This is a genomic window from Thermosipho africanus Ob7 (assembly GCF_003351105.1).
Lineage (GTDB): Bacteria > Thermotogota > Thermotogae > Thermotogales > Fervidobacteriaceae > Thermosipho > Thermosipho africanus.
This window is the reverse complement of record NZ_NKRG01000004.1, coordinates 19438-35187: the sequence shown is the minus strand read 5'-3', so window position 1 is coordinate 35187 and position 15750 is coordinate 19438. Positions and strand designations below refer to the sequence as shown.

Below are 15750 nucleotides of genomic sequence, written 5' to 3'. Positions count from 1 at the left end.
TTTATATGAAAAGAATTAAATTTGTTTTTTTAGTCTTTTTAGTAATTTTTATACTCTTTTCATGTGGAATAAACGTTCCAAAAAAGTTACCGGAAACAATCAAAGTTAAATACAAAAATCACGTTGAAATTCCTCTTACAACATTACACTACGAATTAAACAATTTTACTACATCAATGGTCGAATCTCTTGAAAATAGTGGTTTCAAAATTACATCAGAGACTCCTATTACGGTTTCTACTGAAAATACTTTCGAGATATCTCCAAAAATTGAAACTCCTATTGAAGGTATTTCAGGTGATGCTACATTTAATGTATTTGACAAAACAACTATATTGAATTTCTCTATAATTTCTGATTCATCACCCCTTGAAATGCTCAGTTTTGACAATGTAGAATTCAAAATTTACTTTGAATCAACTACCACAAATTTAGACTCCACATTAACATTTTATCTAAATGACTCAAAAATAATTCTTACAAAAAATTCATCAGAAGCTAATTTAAGTGCAACATTAAAAAATGCACTTGAAAACAAGAAAAATCTTGAAGCGTCTGCAACAATATATGTCAAAGGTACACCGGGAGATAATGATGAATTTGGTATCAAATACTTTGTTAAAATACCTTTATCGGGAACTGTTAAGACCGACTACCGTATCATAAGTCAGGAAGTTGATCTAACATCTGTTGCAACAATTCTTGAAAATATTGAATCTGCTTATATTGTTTTCAAAGAATGGAAAAATCAAACAGGATTAAGTAAAATAGGTTTTAAATTGGGTAATCTTTCTAGTTTTATTGATGACTCAAATACTAAAATTTCTATCACCAAACAAGATTTTGCCGATATAACAAAGCAAAAAACACTTCTTGAAATATTTATTCCAAAAGATTCTTCAATTCAAATCAATTCAAGTTCATACATTGATGCTTCTTCATACCTTTCTCTAGATTTAAATCTTGAAAATGTTGAATTCACATTAGGAGGTGAATAATTTATGAAAAAATTATTTTTCTTTCTAATCATTTTTTTATTTGCAATAACTTCGCTTTCATTTGTAAATTACGATAACAATTTTAAACTTTTCAAATTAAACTTCTCATTTAACCCTTACCTTTACCAATTCATATACAATGTAGATAATTTAAATAATTTACTAAATGATGGTATTCTTGATATAAACAAAATAAATTCATTCAGAGTAGGGATTTTTGGTAATACTCATGCAAGTGCTTCTATAAAAATTGGAAAATTTTCATTAACGCCATTTGCTGAGCTGGATATGAATCTATTACTTTCAATTCCAGACGATTTGTTTAAATTTTTAACAAATGATATCGAAATAGATAAAACATATGAATACGACGAGATTAAAATTCCTTCTTACTCAAACACATTTTTAAATATAGGCGTTGCATTAAAATTTAATAATCTTTCAATATCTCCCTATGTATACACTCCTGTTATATATATTTCGGAAAAAGATCAAAAATTTTATTTTAAATATACTTCTAGCTCATCTCCATCAAAGATCAATTTAGAATTAAATTATGACCTGATTGGATACATTCCTATAAATACAGAATCAGAAAACGAAGCAAAAAAATCACCAACGGGTATAGCAGCTTCGTTAGGATATTCAAACAGTAGACTTGGAATATTTGTAAATAATATAACAATCAAACCTATAACTTTACCTAGCGCAAAATTATTAAGAATAACTACTGATGCAACTTATGAAAATCTCTCATTTGAAATTGTAGATACCAATTTGGAAGTTAAATCAATAGACAAAGAAATTAAAATTTCTCCAAAGCTCAACCTAAGTGGCTATTACAACTTTAAATTTTTAGCAGATTTTCACTTGGAAGGTATGTACTATTTCGATAGAAGTTACACACTTTCAGCAGAAATTTATAAAAAAATATTCTTTTTAATACCATTTTATAAATTCGGATACTATTCAAAAAATTCTGTATTCTCAAATACATTAGGCCTTGGAATAGATCTTATATTGTTAAAATCAAATTTTGGAATAACTATTACTTCAGACAAAATAATACCATCTAAAGACTCATATCAAGGATTTGGAGTTGCGTTTAATTTTGAATTTGGAATATAGTACTATACAAAGGATAATATTCATGTTATAATTGATAAGCAAATTTTTTAAAAGGAGAGTTGAGTAATATGCATGATCACCATCATGAACATGAACACGAACATGAACATTTAGAGGCTTTTACACTTTATGATGAAGAAGGAAATGAACACAACTTTATACTACTAGCCGAAATCGAAAATGAAGGTTCCGATTATTGGGCTTGTGAAGAGATATTTGTGGAAAACGAAGAAATCACAGATTTTGGAGAACTCTACATATTCAAGAAAACAGTTGATGAAGAAGGAAATGTATTCCTTGATACTATCGAAGACGAAGACGAATTTAACAGAGTTGCAAAAATGTTTGAAGAAATGTCCGACTTTGAAATAGTTGATGACGAAAACGAAGATATTGACAATTAAAAGTTAATTTGTTAAAATATTTTCAGGTTGCAGGCGTAGCTTCAAGAGGTGGAGCGCCTCCTTGGTAAGGAGGAGGGTGTGGGTTCGAGTCCCACCGCCTGCTCCAAAAGGCCTCTTTTAAGAGGCCTTTTTGTGTTATAATATATAAGGAGGCTTTTTTTTGAAAAAACTCTTTTTCATATTTTTGACTTTATCTATTACAATTTCTATATTTTCATACACTGTATATTTTGAAATAAAAAACTTAGAAAAACTTGAAGATGACATATTTTTAGCAGGTTCTTTTAATAGTTGGAAATATGGTGACCCCAATTTTAAGTTCGAGTTTAAAAATGGAAAATATATCCTAAAGACTGACCTTTCTGGGGTTATAAAATTTACAGTAAATAGAGGCAGCAAAGAAAAATCTGAAACTAAAAGTGTCAGAATTGCACGTATATTTAAGGATAATATTAAAATAAAGTTATTTGTAAAAGGATTTAGTGATATGAAAGGGAAGCTAATAAAATATGAAAATTTTTATTCCCCACAACTAAAAAATTTTAGAGATATTATTGTATATATCCCACCAAAATATAAAGAAAACCTTCCAGTAATTTATATGCACGATGGACAAAATCTATTTGATAAAAAAACATCATTTATAGGAATAGAATGGAAGATAGATGAAACATTAGATGAGTTAATAAATAACGGAGAAATTGAACCAATCATTGTTGTTGGAATATACAACACAAAAGATAGACTCTCCGAGTATAGCCCGTGGTATGATGAGAAATTTAAAGCTGGCGGTAAAGGCGATTCCTACATAAAATTTATCGTTGAAACGCTCAAACCTTTTATTGACAATAATTTTAAAGCAAATAAAGAGAAAACTTTCATTGGTGGCTCATCTATGGGAGGTTTAATATCTTTATATGCATTGGCAAAATATCCAGAAATATTTTCAGGAGCAATTGCAATGAGTCCTTCTTTGTTTTTTGCAAACGAGAAAATTTTTGAATATATAAAAGATAATCCTCCAAAAGGAAAAATCTATATGGATGTAGGAAAACTTGAAGATAAAGAAATGGTAATACTTGCAAACAAAATGAAAGAAATTTTAAACGATTTTTCTGTTAAAATTTATTTTAGAATAGACGAAAATGGAAAACACAATGAATATTTTTGGGGAAAAAGATTTAAAGATGCTATAAAAAAGATTTTAAATGATTAATCGGGAGGGATGTATATGAAAAAATTAGTTATTAGTATTATACTATTATTTAGCATCTTACAATTTGGAATCAGTTTATTAAATCCTTTTGGCCCAACTATTTTCCCTGTAGCACCTATACTTGGCGAAAAAGTAAAAGGAGAAGTTGGAATTTCAATTGAGCTTTGGAAAAACCTCGATGAAGTAGTCTCAAAGGTTTCATCAAATTATTCAAAGTTCGTAGTACTTCCAATTACAACGGCAGCGAATATATATTCAAGTGGAGTAGATATAAAATTAGTTGGTGTACATGAATGGAAAGTTTTTTATTTAATTGCAAACGAAGACTTTAAAGATTTAAGTTCACTTAAAGGAAAAACTGTATACTCTGCTCACGGTCGTGGACAGACAGTTGATGTTTTGCTTAGATATCTTTTGGTACAAAACGGCCTCAAGCCAGATGTTGACGTAAAATTTGCATATGCAGCTCCTCAAGAAATTGTAGCACTTTTTAAGTCTAAGAAAATTAATTTTGCAGCTCTTCCAGAACCTTTTGTATCAATGTGCCTTGATAGTGGAAAAATAGTTCTTGACTTCCAACAAGAATGGAATAAAATATCAAATTCATCATTAGGTATTCCTATTGCAGGACTATTTGTGGTAGGTAAAATTACTGAATTTGAAAATGTAATAAACGATGTTGAAAAAACATTCAAAAAAAGCGTTGAATATGCAAACAGTCATATAGATGAAGCACTTGAAATTACAAGTAAATATCTTCCTATACCATCTGCTATTCTAAAAAAATCACTTGAAAGAACAACATTTAAGTATATACCAATTAATGAATGTAAAAATGAAGTTCACAACTTTTTAAAAACGATGCATGAACTTTATCCAGAAGGCATTCCACAAGTTCCTGACGAGGGTTTCTATCTAAAATGAAATTTTTATACGGATTAATTTTATTCATCCTTATTTGGTGGATTTTTTCGATAATAATAGATTCTCAACTCATCCTCCCTACACCAATCTCTGTAGGGAGGGTCTTTATTGATCTTGTCCAAACCAAAACCTTATGGTCATCTCTGCTTTCAACAGTACTTAAAGGTATTATTGCACTGGCTTTTACAATCATTCTTGGTTTTTTCTTTGGCTTTTTAATGGGAATTTTTGATGTACTATACGAACTTTTTAGACCTGCATTTACTATTTTTCAGTCAGTGCCTGTTATATCCTGGCTTGTCTTAGTAATATTTGTTTGGGGGATTGGTTTTAAAGGACCGATTGTAATAACTGTTCTATCTCTTCTACCAAATACAACATTTGCAATAGCTCAAGGAGTCAAAAATACTGACAAGAAATTAATTGAAATGGCATATGTTTATAAAGTTCCAAAAAAGAGAATAGTAAAAGATATCTATATAGGCTCGGTAATCCCCTTTCTATTTACCGCATTAGAGGTTATCTCTGGAAACATATGGAAAGTTATAATAGTCTCTGAGTATCTAGCAGGAAACGAAGGTATTGGTGTACAAATTGCTTGGGCAAGACAATATGTAAACGTTCCAAAAGTATATGCTTTAACTATATTTGCTATACTATTGGGTATATCTTCTGAAAGGCTAATAAAATTCATTATAAAAAGGAAGGAATTTTATTATGCTTCTTAAATTAGAAAATGTCTCCAAAAACTTTGGAAAATTATGCATTTTTAAAAACATAAACCTTTCAATATCTAAAGGTGAAAAAGTCGCACTTCTTGGCCCCTCCGGATGTGGTAAAACTACACTTTTGAGGATAATAGCAGGTCTAGAGGATGCCGAAGGAAAAATTGAGAAAAAATTTGATAAAATAGGTTATATCTTTCAAGAACCAAGACTTATTCCCTGGAAAACAATATATGAAAATCTTAAATTTGTATCTGAAGATAGTAAAAAAATTGATAATATTCTTAAATCCCTAAAACTATACGAATTTAAAGACTATTATCCTATTAAACTTAGCGGAGGCATGAAGCAAAGGGTAAATCTTGCAAGGGCGCTACTTGTCGAACCAGATTTATTATTACTTGATGAACCATTTTCATCTCTTGATATCCACATAAAATGGAATTTAATAAAGGATCTAAACACTCAAATAGATAAAAATCATATAACTACTATTCTTGTAACCCATGATTTAAAAGAAGCATTAATGTTATCGGATAAAATATACGTTCTTTCAAATAGACCTGCAAAAATCATAGGAGAGTTTTTAACCAGTCAAATCAATGAATCTGACCTGTCAAATGAAATTATTAAGTTATGGGGTGGATAAGAATGTATATTCATAAAATAAAAAAGACCGGGAATATGAAAGTTGATGCTTTTGTTTTAACCGACAACTTATCAGAAATATCCGAAGCAATTGAACAACTTAAAAACGTGGCTTCTCTTCCAACTATAGTGAAAGCCGCTTATGCGATGCCCGATATTCATTGGGGATATGGATTTCCAATTGGAGGTGTTGCTGCCTTTTCTAACATTATAAGCCCTGGCGGCGTAGGATTTGACATTAACTGTGGAGTTAGATTGCTTAAAACGCAAATAGACTATAATGACTTTAAAAAATATATAGAGAGCACTATTAAAGAGCTCTACGATGTAATACCCGTTGGAGTTGGAGCAACATCAAAAAAATTTGATAAAAAATCCTTTAAAAAAATAATAGAAGAAGGCGCCAAAAGAGCAATTGAAATGGGATGTGGACTTTCTGAAGATTTAGAATACATTGAAGATTTTGGAAGTATTTCTCCTGCAAGTATGGAAGATATCTCTAAAACAGCATATGAAAGAGGCAGGGAAGAACTAGGTACACTTGGTGCAGGAAATCACTTTATTGAAATTCAAAAAGTTGAAGAAATATATGATGAGAAAAAAGCAAATATTTTGGGGCTTTATAAAAATCATATAGTAATAATGATTCACACAGGTAGCAGAGGCTTCGGACACCAAATTGCAACTGATTATATAAAGCTTATGAGAAATTTACATAACGACCTTCCAGACAAACAACTTGCATACGCTTATTTTGATAGTGATCTAGGTCAAAAATATTATTCTGCAATGAATTGTGCCGCAAATTATGCATTTTCTAATAGACAAATTATTACCCACTACATAAGAAAAGTTTTCTCCAAATTTTCAAAAGTTGAAATCGTGTACGATGTTGCACACAATATTGCAAAGGTTGAAAAACACGACAATCAAAAGTTAATAGTCCATAGAAAAGGTGCCACAAGAGCTTTTGGACCATATCATCCAGATATTCCTGAAAAATATAAATCTATTGGGCAACCTGTTTTAATTCCTGGCAATATGGGAACTGCTTCGTATGTAATGGTAGGAACAAACGAAAATTTTGCATTCTCATCCACAGCCCACGGAGCAGGGAGAGTTTTAGGCAGAAGACAAGCTTTAAAAAAACTTAATTTAAATCAAGTACTTTCAAACCTTCAAAAAAGAGGTATAATAGTTAAAAGTAAATCTAAAAAAACAATATTAGAAGAGGCTCCAGATGCGTATAAGGAAATAGACAGAGTGATTGAAATTGTAGACAAATTAAATCTTTCTAAAAAAGTTGCCAAATTAATTCCTCTGGGGGTTATTAAAGGATGACCAAAAATGATTCTTTATTAATAGTAGAAGGAATATTTTCAAATTTTTATTTTATTTTAACTCAAGGAGTTGTTTTTACCTCTATTGCACTTTTCTTTAATTTTAATGAAGTGCTTTTGGGGATAACAGCTGCCTTTCCTATGGTATTCCAACTACTTCAAATAGTCACTCCTTCTATTATTGAAAAATTCAAACGCAGAAAAAGACTTTTAATGTTATTTAATTCATTCAAACTACTTTGGTTTGTTGTTGTCATATCAATAATGCTTGGTAAAAAATCCCCTATGATTTTAATAATTACATTTGCCGTTTCACAAGCTTTTACTTCATTGGCAGGTAACACTTGGTCTTCGCTTGTTTCAGATATAATTCCATCTGAAAAAAGGGGAAGATATTTTGGCATTAGAAGTGTTTTAATTTCTTTTTCAACGTTGCTAATTTTCTATCTATTTTCATATATTATAGACAATGTTCCTGAACCATATAATTATATATATGTAATCTCAATAACGTTAATAGGAACAATTTTGGGACTTATATCACTAATTCCTGTAGATGATCCACCTTTAAAGACTTTAGGAACTATTAGTGAATTAAAAGAAGTTTTTAGCGAAAAAAACTTCTTGAAACTAGCATTTGCAAACATGTATTGGAATTTTATTTTATTATTAACCGCACCATTTTTCTCATACCACCAGCTTAAAAACCTTCATATTCCCATGACATATATAAGTTATGCAACCATAGTAATGACACTCATATCCATGCTTTTCTATTTTATATGGGGTAAAATGAGTGATAAATTAGGAAATAAAACTGTTATGATCTCTGGCATACTGATTGTATCTTTTACACCATTTATCTGGATACTAATGAATGAAAAATATTGGCCATTTGCAATGGGGCTTGATGCCGTAATATCTGGAATAGGCTGGGCTGCAATAAACCTTTCACTATTAATACTTCCAATGGAAGCAGCAAAGAGAATATCTCCCATGTATTTTGCAGTATTCGGTTTTTTTGGAGGACTAGGTGGACTTATAGGGTCAATATCTGGAGGATACTTTGCTGCAATATTTAACAAATACAATTTCTACATTAATAACTACCATATTTTTGGTATACAAATATATTTTGTAATTGAAGGTATACTTAGATTACTTGCAATTCCTATATTTGCATCTGTTAAAACACAAAAGTATGTTTCTCCAACTATCTTTGTGTTTAACGTACTAAATGTTATTTCAAGACGTCCAACGCAAAAAATATATGAAAATGCCAAAATTGAAAGTGCTTATATATTAAAAAAGGTTCCTCTAAAAAAGGAAAGAGTAAAAAGATGGTGGTAGTATTTTTTTAGCGTAATTTGAATATAAAATTTGCTAAAAAATTGTTTTTTATAAAAAGATCATATATTTTATCTTTGCGTCCAATCCTTAATACGCCATATGAATACAAGTCCTAAAAATATTGGAATGTAATAGCTAAAAAGCCTCCACAAAAGTATAGCACGAGAAATTATAGACGAAGAAATTATTCCTCTTAAAGATAGTTGATACATACCTTCAATTCCTCCTGCTGCACCAGGAGTAGGGGCAAAATATGCGACTGTGTTTATTAGTGACAAAATTCCCACCAGTCTTAAAAAAGAAATATCTATATGTGCAAAATGCTTGAACATGAGGTAAAATGGCACGGCATGTAAACAAACTATCACAAACCAAAAAGCCGTATCAATCAAAACTATGTACGCATTTTTATTCCACATATTAAAGACACTTTCTTTTAGATTTGAAAGCCAATTTTCCAACTTTGTCAAATCCAGTTTAAATAATTTTGATATCGGTTTTATTAAAAAACGAAAGATTTGCGGAAAAAACATGAAAATTAAAATTGCTATAGTCAATACAACTTGAACTATAAAACCAATTAAAATTATAAATTTACTAACATTTCCAAAATTTAAATTTTTAAATGCGTATTTAAAAATCCAAACATCCAAAATTATATTTACAACAAAAGTTTCAAATAACCTTGTTGAAATAAAATTCGTACCATCTTCGCTCTTTACACCTAATTTTGAAAGATGATAAATCTGAAAAGGCTGTCCTCCAACGTAGAGAGGTGTAATGTAGGAAAAAAAGTTACCAAAAAAATAATTTTCAAAACAGTCTATATACCTTACTTTGTACCCAAGAACCTTTAAAAATATTTTCGTACTAAGTCCTCCAATTAGGTACATTAAAATATAGCCTAGTAGTGTATAAATAACTATATATGCTGGTATATTTTTTAATCCAGATATATCGCCTTGAAAAAACTGTATGGCAATTATTATTCCCAAACTAAGTACAACTGCAATTATTGCGTTTAATATTAATTTTTTCTTCATTCTTTCTTTTTGCCTCCTAAAAAGAGCAAGTAGCCTGACATACCAAGTGAAGAAATAAAATAACCAATTGCAAGTATGTACACACCTAACTTAACTTGACCAAACAACGGTAAAAAGAAAAAGGCCTTCATTTCATAATCCATCCAGGTGGGGACAGGTGAAATGTAGTATCCTTCAACTTTCTTTTCTTTCTTAAAATCTTTAAAGCTTTCTTTTGCTTTAGGGTAAAGCCAAAGCCCTGCTGAAAATGAAACAAGCCATATAAATAATATCAACAACCATCTCTCATCCAAAGTACTTTTATACAAGTACCACGAAATCCCAGCAGTACTACCAACAAGTCTTAAAGAATCTGTCCAAACTTCAAGTATTACTCCAAGCATAGACGTTTTATTTAATGCCCTTGCCGAAGGTCCATCAATAGCATCAAATAAAAATGCAAAAAAATAAAAAAGAGCACCTTTAATAAATAAGCCTTTTGTAAAATTAACAACAGAAAACACTGTAAAAATTCCAGATAAAATACTGATATAATTGGGATGTATCTTCAAAAAGTTAACATTAAGCCAAACAAAAATTGAAGCCACCCTATCAACAAAAACGTAACAAATTGGTGCGGCTGGAGTATCAAAATACTTCATAATCTCTCTATATCTCATCTTTCCACCTCAAGTCCATTAAGATGATCTACAATCCTATAGTAATCTTCTATATAATCTACTTCTCCCCAGAATAACCCCTTAATATCTTTAACATAAACATTTCTTTCTTCAATGAAAGAATACAAAACATTTTCCCACCAAAGATCGTACTTTTCTTGAGAAACCAAAAGCTCTAATCTTTCTCTAAACTTTGCTTGAAATTCCTTTCTTATTATAGACACACCTACATATTCCCCTGAAATTTTTTCAGGCAAGAGCTCTTTTCCGTGATCTTTTAGTATATTATCCTCTACATAAAATAAATAATCACCTTCTTCTTTCCTAGAAGAATCGTATAACATTAAAATGTCTTCTTTTGAATTACACAACGTTTTCAAAATTTGTTCATCCCAGTAAACATCAGCATTTGCAACTATTATATCTTCTTTCTCAGAAAATTCATCCTTTGCAAACCAAAGTGAAGCTATACTATTGGTGACAGAATAAAAAGGGTTATAATAAATTTTAACTTCATCAAGAATTTCTAAAAATAACTCCCTTCTATATCCTAAAATCACAGAAACATCTATTTTATTCTGCTTCAACATCTCAATTGTTCTTAATATAAGTGGCTTGCCTTTTATATCAACAAGAGATTTTGGAATATTAGATATCTTTCTAGAAATTCTTGTCCCTTTTCCTGCAGCGAGAAGTATAGCTTTCATTTTACCATCCTTTCTAGATATGATATCAAAACTTCATTATCCTTTTTTGTAAGATTACCTATATGTCCGATTCTAAGAAGCTTGTCTTTTAACTTTCCTCCGCTTGGTGTCACGTATATTCCTTCCTCTTTTAGCCTTAAAAATATATCAAATGCATTGTCAACTAAAATTGGCGTTAGAGCATTTGAAAGTGGATAATCTGGTATTTTAACAAGTGATTTAACACTTTCTCTAAAATGCTGTGCAAGATTTTTTGATTTTAAAATATAACTTTCTACTCCATTTTCTTTTATACTCTTTAATTTTGCATATAATTGATAAACAATTGAAACGGCTGGAGTAAACGGCGTTTGGCCTCTCTCCATGTTTTGAAAATAATCTTTTAGGTCGAAATACATACTTTTAACTTCGTTTTCTAAAACTTTTGTATAGGCTCTATTACTTAAAAACAAAAATGATAATCCAGGAGCAAGAGCTAAAGCTTTTTGAGAACTTAAAATCACACAATCAACATTATGCTTTTTCATACTAAATTCATCGGCTAAAAAAGAACTTATTGCATCAACAACAAACATCATATTATTCTGACGGCAAAATTCTGATAAAAGTTCTATATCATACAATTGCCCCGTTGATGTTTCATGAATATTTACTAAAAGCCCTGTATAATCTCTTCCATTAAATTTTTTTAAATGATCTTTTGTGAGTTTTTCACCAAAGGATAATTTAATTTCATCATAATTAATTTGGTGAATTTCACAAAGCTTAGCAAATCTATCACCGAAAGTTCCTCCGTTAACCACAAGTACTTTATCTTTTTCCGAAAAAATATTCATTACAGCCGCTTCCATTGCACCCGTACCCGAAGCAGTCAAAAGTGCAAATTTTGAATCTTTAGGCGCATCTATTACCTCTTTAAAAATCTCTTCTATCTCAAACATCATTTTAGAAAATTCAGATGTCCTAAAATATGGTATAGGCTTTCCACCTATATCTAAAATTTCTTCTTCCATTTCAACTGGCCCAACGGTAAAGAGCTTTATAATCCCACCTCCTATTTTTTAAACCATTCAATAATTGTTTCTGCAACCTCTTCTTTTTCTATATCATTTGTCATTACATGCCCCGTTTTTTTAAAGATTTTCAACTCTTTGTTCTTTGAAGAAACGTTGTTATAAATATAATGCGCAGCTTCTAGCGGGACCGTCAAATCCTTTTCTGATGCAAGAATTAAAATATCAGAATTTATATATTTTAATCTTTTTCTAGCAATTTTCATTAATTTATACAAATACTTTGCCTGAAGTGGCCAATTGTATGACCAATATTCTTTTGAAAGATACTGCAAATCTTTATCTTCATAAGTTTCATTGTAGTCTTCTCTTTTCATTTTTTTCAAAAAAAGAGAGATGTAAGGAGTTAAAGCTATCTTTTTTTCAGTAGTAAAAATAGCACCTGCAATGCTAACAATCTTCTTCGGATTAAAAATACTTGCAAGTATTAATGTTAATACACCACCCATGGAAAGACCAGCTACATAAACCTCTTTACACTTTCCAGATAAATCAAAATAACTATCTATAACTCTTCTAAGCCAATCTCTGTGATTGCTTTTTAAAAAATCTTCGCTTGATGTACCATGACCAGGCAGTCTTGGAACATAAACAGTAAAGCCCTCCTTATTTAATTTTTCAGCCAAAAATTTCATATCATGAGGACTTCCAGTATAACCATGAATAAGTAAAACACCTATGCCGTTACTTCCTTCAAGAAAAATTGGTTGTGATGCTTCAACCGTTTTTATCTTAGTACTAAATTTTAATAAATTCATATAATCCCCCCTTAAAAATTTTATACACTCTATTATTATACCTCAATATTAAAAAAGACACTAACTTTTTATTAATTTGTACAAATTCAATATAAAAGGTAAAATATAATTAGAGAGGAGGGAGAGTATGAAATACTCACTAAAAAATGGAAAAGAAATTAATTTTGATCACACTTATATAATGGGAATAATTAATGTAACCCCAGATTCTTTTTACCCAGGAAGTAGAATTGACCGTGATAGGCTAATTGATACAGTCTCTCAAATGATTAAGGATGGAGCAGAAATAATAGATGTTGGTGGTGAAAGTACAAGGCCTGGCGCACAAGAAGTATCTTTAGAAGAAGAATTAAACAGGGTTGTTCCTGCAATAGAGATCATTAAAAATAACTTTGATATAATTGTGTCAGTTGATACCTACAAATCAAAGGTTGCAGAGGAAAGTCTTAAATTAGGTGCTGATATAATAAATGATATAAGCGCGTTTAGGTTCGATGAAAACATGGTAAATATAGCAAAAAAGTATGATTGTCCAGTAATACTAATGCACATGAAAGGAACACCAAGGAATATGCAACAAAATCCTTTCTACGAAGACACAATAGGTGAAATAATTAAATTCTTAAAAGAAAGAATTGAATTTTCAAAAAAACACGGAGTAGAAAAAATAATAATCGATCCAGGAATTGGTTTTGGAAAAAGATTAATAGATAACCTTTTAATCCTCAAACATATCGATGAATTCAAAAAACTTGGATATCCTGTTCTAGTTGGTGCAAGTAGAAAATCTATGATAGGAATGATCTTGGACCTTCCAGTTGAAGAAAGACTCGAAGGAACTTTAGCCATAACAGCATATTCAGTTATGAAAGATGTAGATATAATAAGAGTTCATGACGTAAAAGAAAATTATAGAGTGGTAAAAGTAATTGAGGCGATTAAAAATGCGGTTGGATAAATTTTTGTCTAATGCAAAAGTTGGTTCAAGAAAACAAGTAAAAAAACTAATAAAGGAAAAAAGAGTAAAAGTAAATGGAAGCATTGTAACAAAACCTGAGTTTAATGTAGATGAAAATGATGAGGTATTTGTGGATGACATTGAGATAATACCTCATCATAATGTTTATATTGTCTTTAACAAACCTTCAGGATTTACATCGAGCAAATCTGAATATGAAAGAAACATTTTTGAATTTATAGATCATCCTTACCTTGACGAATTACATATAGTCGGTAGACTTGACAAAGACGTAGAAGGGCTGATTTTAATAACTAACGATGGGAACTTTACCCACAAAGTAATATCACCAAAATCAAATATAGAAAAAGAATATATTGTAAAAATAGAAGGAATACTAACCAAAGAAATGATTGAAATTGCAAGTAATGGTATAACACTCAATAATGGCATCAAATTTAAACCGGCAAAGATTACAAAAATTGACGATGAAACCATTTCACTAGTTATTACAGAAGGAAAATTTCATGAAGTAAAGTTAATTGTTGGTTTCTTAGGTCTTAAATATAAAAAGATTAAAAGAGTTAGGATAGGAAAACTCAATTTAAATGACTTTAACCTAAATTTGGGGGAATGGAAAGAAATAGATTATAATACAGCGAAAAAGGCTCTTGAATCATAATTATCTTTGATAAAATGTAAATTTTTTCAAAAAACACACATCAAAAAAGTTTTACTTTTTAGTTACATAATGTTATAATTTCTCCGTAAATTGTGGGGAGGTGTAACAATGAGTCAACTATCTAAAGAAATTACGTTAGAACTTGTAAGAGTAACTGAAGCAGCCGCGCTTATGGCTAGTAAATATTTAGGTAGAGGCGACAAAGAAATGGTTGATAAATTGGCAAGTGATGCAATGCGTGGAATGCTGGACTATATAGATATGCAGGGTGTTGTTATAATCGGTGAAGGCGAAAAAGACAAAGCGCCAATGCTATATATCGGAGAACAAGTTGGAAACTGGGAACCAAACACTCCTGAATTAGATATCGCAGTAGATCCAATAGACGGTACAAGACTTGTCGCATACGGTCTTCCAAATGCTATCAGTGTCATTGCTGCTACAGATAGGGGGGCCATAGAATATTTACCAACCTTTTATTCTTACAAACTTGCAGTAGGACCAGAACTTGCAGGAAAATTGGATATCAATGCATCGATAAGAGAAAACTTGAGAGTTGCTGCTGCAATATTAAATATAGATATTTCAGAGCTTACAGTTGTTATATTGAATCGTGACAGGCACAGAGAAATAATTGAAGAAGTTAGAAAAGTTGGTGCTAGAATAAAACTAATTAGCGATGGCGATATAGCTGCTGCAATAGCAACTGCTCTACCTGAAAGCTACGTTGATATTTACATAGGAATCGGTGGATCTCCAGAAGCCACCTTAGCTGCTGCTGCATTAAAATCCTTGGGTGGGGAAATACAAATTAAACTCTGGCCAATAGATGAAAAAGAACGAAATGATTTAATCGAAAAAGGTTATGATCTTGAAAAAGTATACAAAACAGATGATTTAATAAAAAGTGACAACGTAATATTTGCAGCTACCGGTGTTACAGATGGGGATCTATTAAGAGGAGTAAAGTATTCAAAAAACATTGCTATAACTGAATCTCTTGTCATGAGGTCAAAAACAAAAACCTTAAGAAAGATAATATCACATCATAATCTAAAATATAAAACCATACCACTAAAGAGTGAAGGTGAAGTAAGATTTATTAATGGAAAAAAAGGCAATGATTAATATACTTTA

General features: G+C 30.5%; 17 protein-coding genes and 1 tRNA gene. 13 read left to right on the top strand and 5 right to left on the bottom strand.

Annotation, left to right across the window (positions count from 1 at the left end; translation table 11 throughout):
• Positions 1-5 precede the first annotated feature (5 nt).
• From OB7_RS05045 to OB7_RS05000, 10 genes are all read left to right on the top strand, one after another.
• Complete coding sequence (locus OB7_RS05045) at positions 6-998, top strand: hypothetical protein (RefSeq protein WP_012580028.1); 993 nt, start codon at positions 6-8, stop codon at positions 996-998.
• Positions 999-1001: 3 nt separating this feature from the next.
• Positions 1002-2126, top strand: a complete 1125-nt coding sequence (locus tag OB7_RS05040; RefSeq protein ID WP_012580027.1) for a hypothetical protein — start codon at positions 1002-1004, stop codon at positions 2124-2126.
• Between the two features lie 68 nt (positions 2127-2194).
• On the top strand, positions 2195-2530 hold the full coding sequence (locus OB7_RS05035; protein WP_114702684.1) for a DUF1292 domain-containing protein: 336 nt from the start codon (positions 2195-2197) through the stop codon (positions 2528-2530).
• Between the two features lie 29 nt (positions 2531-2559).
• A tRNA-Thr gene (locus OB7_RS05030) sits at positions 2560-2636 on the top strand.
• A gap of 54 nt (positions 2637-2690) precedes the next feature.
• Positions 2691-3746: an alpha/beta hydrolase gene (locus tag OB7_RS05025; protein ID WP_114702683.1), complete on the top strand. Its 1056-nt coding sequence runs from the start codon at positions 2691-2693 to the stop codon at positions 3744-3746.
• A gap of 15 nt (positions 3747-3761) precedes the next feature.
• The gene (locus OB7_RS05020; protein WP_012580024.1) at positions 3762-4670 is read left to right on the top strand and encodes an ABC transporter substrate-binding protein; all 909 of its coding nucleotides are present in this window, start codon (positions 3762-3764) and stop codon (positions 4668-4670) included.
• On the top strand, positions 4667-5398 hold the full coding sequence (locus tag OB7_RS05015; protein WP_004101245.1) for an ABC transporter permease: 732 nt from the start codon (positions 4667-4669) through the stop codon (positions 5396-5398). The genes OB7_RS05020 and OB7_RS05015 overlap by 4 nt, the downstream gene beginning before the upstream one ends.
• Complete coding sequence (locus OB7_RS05010) at positions 5388-6044, top strand: ATP-binding cassette domain-containing protein (protein WP_114702682.1); 657 nt, start codon at positions 5388-5390, stop codon at positions 6042-6044. Before OB7_RS05015 ends, OB7_RS05010 begins: the two co-directional genes overlap by 11 nt.
• 2 nt (positions 6045-6046) lie before the next feature.
• A complete protein-coding gene (locus OB7_RS05005) occupies positions 6047-7384 on the top strand; it encodes an RtcB family protein (RefSeq protein ID WP_114702681.1) in 1338 nt (445 codons plus the stop codon).
• Positions 7381-8733: an MFS transporter gene (locus OB7_RS05000; protein ID WP_004101239.1), complete on the top strand. Its 1353-nt coding sequence runs from the start codon at positions 7381-7383 to the stop codon at positions 8731-8733. The genes OB7_RS05005 and OB7_RS05000 overlap by 4 nt, the downstream gene beginning before the upstream one ends.
• 68 nt (positions 8734-8801) lie before the next feature.
• Here the strand turns inward: OB7_RS05000 and OB7_RS04995 are convergent, their stop codons facing one another.
• From OB7_RS04995 to OB7_RS04975, 5 genes are read right to left on the bottom strand one after another with little or no spacing between them, the layout of a single operon-like run.
• Positions 8802-9776, bottom strand: a complete 975-nt coding sequence (locus OB7_RS04995; RefSeq protein WP_114702680.1) for a lysylphosphatidylglycerol synthase transmembrane domain-containing protein — start codon at positions 9774-9776, stop codon at positions 8802-8804.
• Complete coding sequence (locus OB7_RS04990) at positions 9773-10435, bottom strand: CDP-alcohol phosphatidyltransferase family protein (protein WP_114702679.1); 663 nt, start codon at positions 10433-10435, stop codon at positions 9773-9775. Before OB7_RS04990 ends, OB7_RS04995 begins: the two co-directional genes overlap by 4 nt.
• The gene (locus tag OB7_RS04985) at positions 10432-11142 is read right to left on the bottom strand and encodes a phosphocholine cytidylyltransferase family protein (protein WP_114702678.1); all 711 of its coding nucleotides are present in this window, start codon (positions 11140-11142) and stop codon (positions 10432-10434) included. The genes OB7_RS04990 and OB7_RS04985 overlap by 4 nt, the downstream gene beginning before the upstream one ends.
• A complete protein-coding gene (locus tag OB7_RS04980) occupies positions 11139-12155 on the bottom strand; it encodes a pyridoxal-phosphate-dependent aminotransferase family protein (RefSeq protein WP_114702677.1) in 1017 nt (338 codons plus the stop codon). The genes OB7_RS04985 and OB7_RS04980 overlap by 4 nt, the downstream gene beginning before the upstream one ends.
• A 41-nt stretch (positions 12156-12196) precedes the next feature.
• A complete protein-coding gene (locus tag OB7_RS04975; protein WP_012580016.1) occupies positions 12197-12973 on the bottom strand; it encodes an alpha/beta hydrolase in 777 nt (258 codons plus the stop codon).
• 127 nt (positions 12974-13100) lie between these two features.
• On the opposite strand from OB7_RS04975, the gene folP reads away from it, so the two are divergent.
• The 3 genes from folP (at position 13101) to glpX (ending at position 15741) form a co-directional block, all read left to right on the top strand.
• Positions 13101-13931: a dihydropteroate synthase gene (folP, locus tag OB7_RS04970; RefSeq protein WP_004101228.1), complete on the top strand. Its 831-nt coding sequence runs from the start codon at positions 13101-13103 to the stop codon at positions 13929-13931.
• Positions 13918-14613, top strand: a complete 696-nt coding sequence (locus OB7_RS04965; protein WP_041427204.1) for a pseudouridine synthase — start codon at positions 13918-13920, stop codon at positions 14611-14613. The genes folP and OB7_RS04965 overlap by 14 nt, the downstream gene beginning before the upstream one ends.
• Before the next feature lie 108 nt (positions 14614-14721).
• Positions 14722-15741: a class II fructose-bisphosphatase gene (glpX, locus tag OB7_RS04960; RefSeq protein WP_004101226.1), complete on the top strand. Its 1020-nt coding sequence runs from the start codon at positions 14722-14724 to the stop codon at positions 15739-15741.
• Positions 15742-15750: the final 9 nt, after the last annotated feature.

What these genes read in the sequence shown, in the direction of transcription:
- OB7_RS05045 (WP_012580028.1), top strand. Translation starts at nt 6, where the DNA reads ATGAAAAGAATTAAATTTGTTTTTTTAGTCTTTTTAGTAATTTTTATA.
- OB7_RS05040 (WP_012580027.1), top strand. Translation starts at nt 1,002, where the DNA reads ATGAAAAAATTATTTTTCTTTCTAATCATTTTTTTATTTGCAATAACT.
- OB7_RS05035 (WP_114702684.1), top strand. Translation starts at nt 2,195, where the DNA reads ATGCATGATCACCATCATGAACATGAACACGAACATGAACATTTAGAG.
- OB7_RS05020 (WP_012580024.1), top strand. Translation starts at nt 3,762, where the DNA reads ATGAAAAAATTAGTTATTAGTATTATACTATTATTTAGCATCTTACAA.
- OB7_RS05015 (WP_004101245.1), top strand. Translation starts at nt 4,667, where the DNA reads ATGAAATTTTTATACGGATTAATTTTATTCATCCTTATTTGGTGGATT.
- OB7_RS05010 (WP_114702682.1), top strand. Translation starts at nt 5,388, where the DNA reads ATGCTTCTTAAATTAGAAAATGTCTCCAAAAACTTTGGAAAATTATGC.
- OB7_RS05005 (WP_114702681.1), top strand. Translation starts at nt 6,047, where the DNA reads ATGTATATTCATAAAATAAAAAAGACCGGGAATATGAAAGTTGATGCT.
- OB7_RS05000 (WP_004101239.1), top strand. Translation starts at nt 7,381, where the DNA reads ATGACCAAAAATGATTCTTTATTAATAGTAGAAGGAATATTTTCAAAT.
- OB7_RS04995 (WP_114702680.1), bottom strand. Translation starts at nt 9,776, where the DNA reads ATGAAGAAAAAATTAATATTAAACGCAATAATTGCAGTTGTACTTAGT.
- OB7_RS04990 (WP_114702679.1), bottom strand. Translation starts at nt 10,435, where the DNA reads ATGAGATATAGAGAGATTATGAAGTATTTTGATACTCCAGCCGCACCA.
- OB7_RS04985 (WP_114702678.1), bottom strand. Translation starts at nt 11,142, where the DNA reads ATGAAAGCTATACTTCTCGCTGCAGGAAAAGGGACAAGAATTTCTAGA.
- OB7_RS04980 (WP_114702677.1), bottom strand. Translation starts at nt 12,155, where the DNA reads ATGGAAGAAGAAATTTTAGATATAGGTGGAAAGCCTATACCATATTTT.
- OB7_RS04975 (WP_012580016.1), bottom strand. Translation starts at nt 12,973, where the DNA reads ATGAATTTATTAAAATTTAGTACTAAGATAAAAACGGTTGAAGCATCA.
- folP (WP_004101228.1), top strand. Translation starts at nt 13,101, where the DNA reads ATGAAATACTCACTAAAAAATGGAAAAGAAATTAATTTTGATCACACT.
- OB7_RS04965 (WP_041427204.1), top strand. Translation starts at nt 13,918, where the DNA reads ATGCGGTTGGATAAATTTTTGTCTAATGCAAAAGTTGGTTCAAGAAAA.
- glpX (WP_004101226.1), top strand. Translation starts at nt 14,722, where the DNA reads ATGAGTCAACTATCTAAAGAAATTACGTTAGAACTTGTAAGAGTAACT.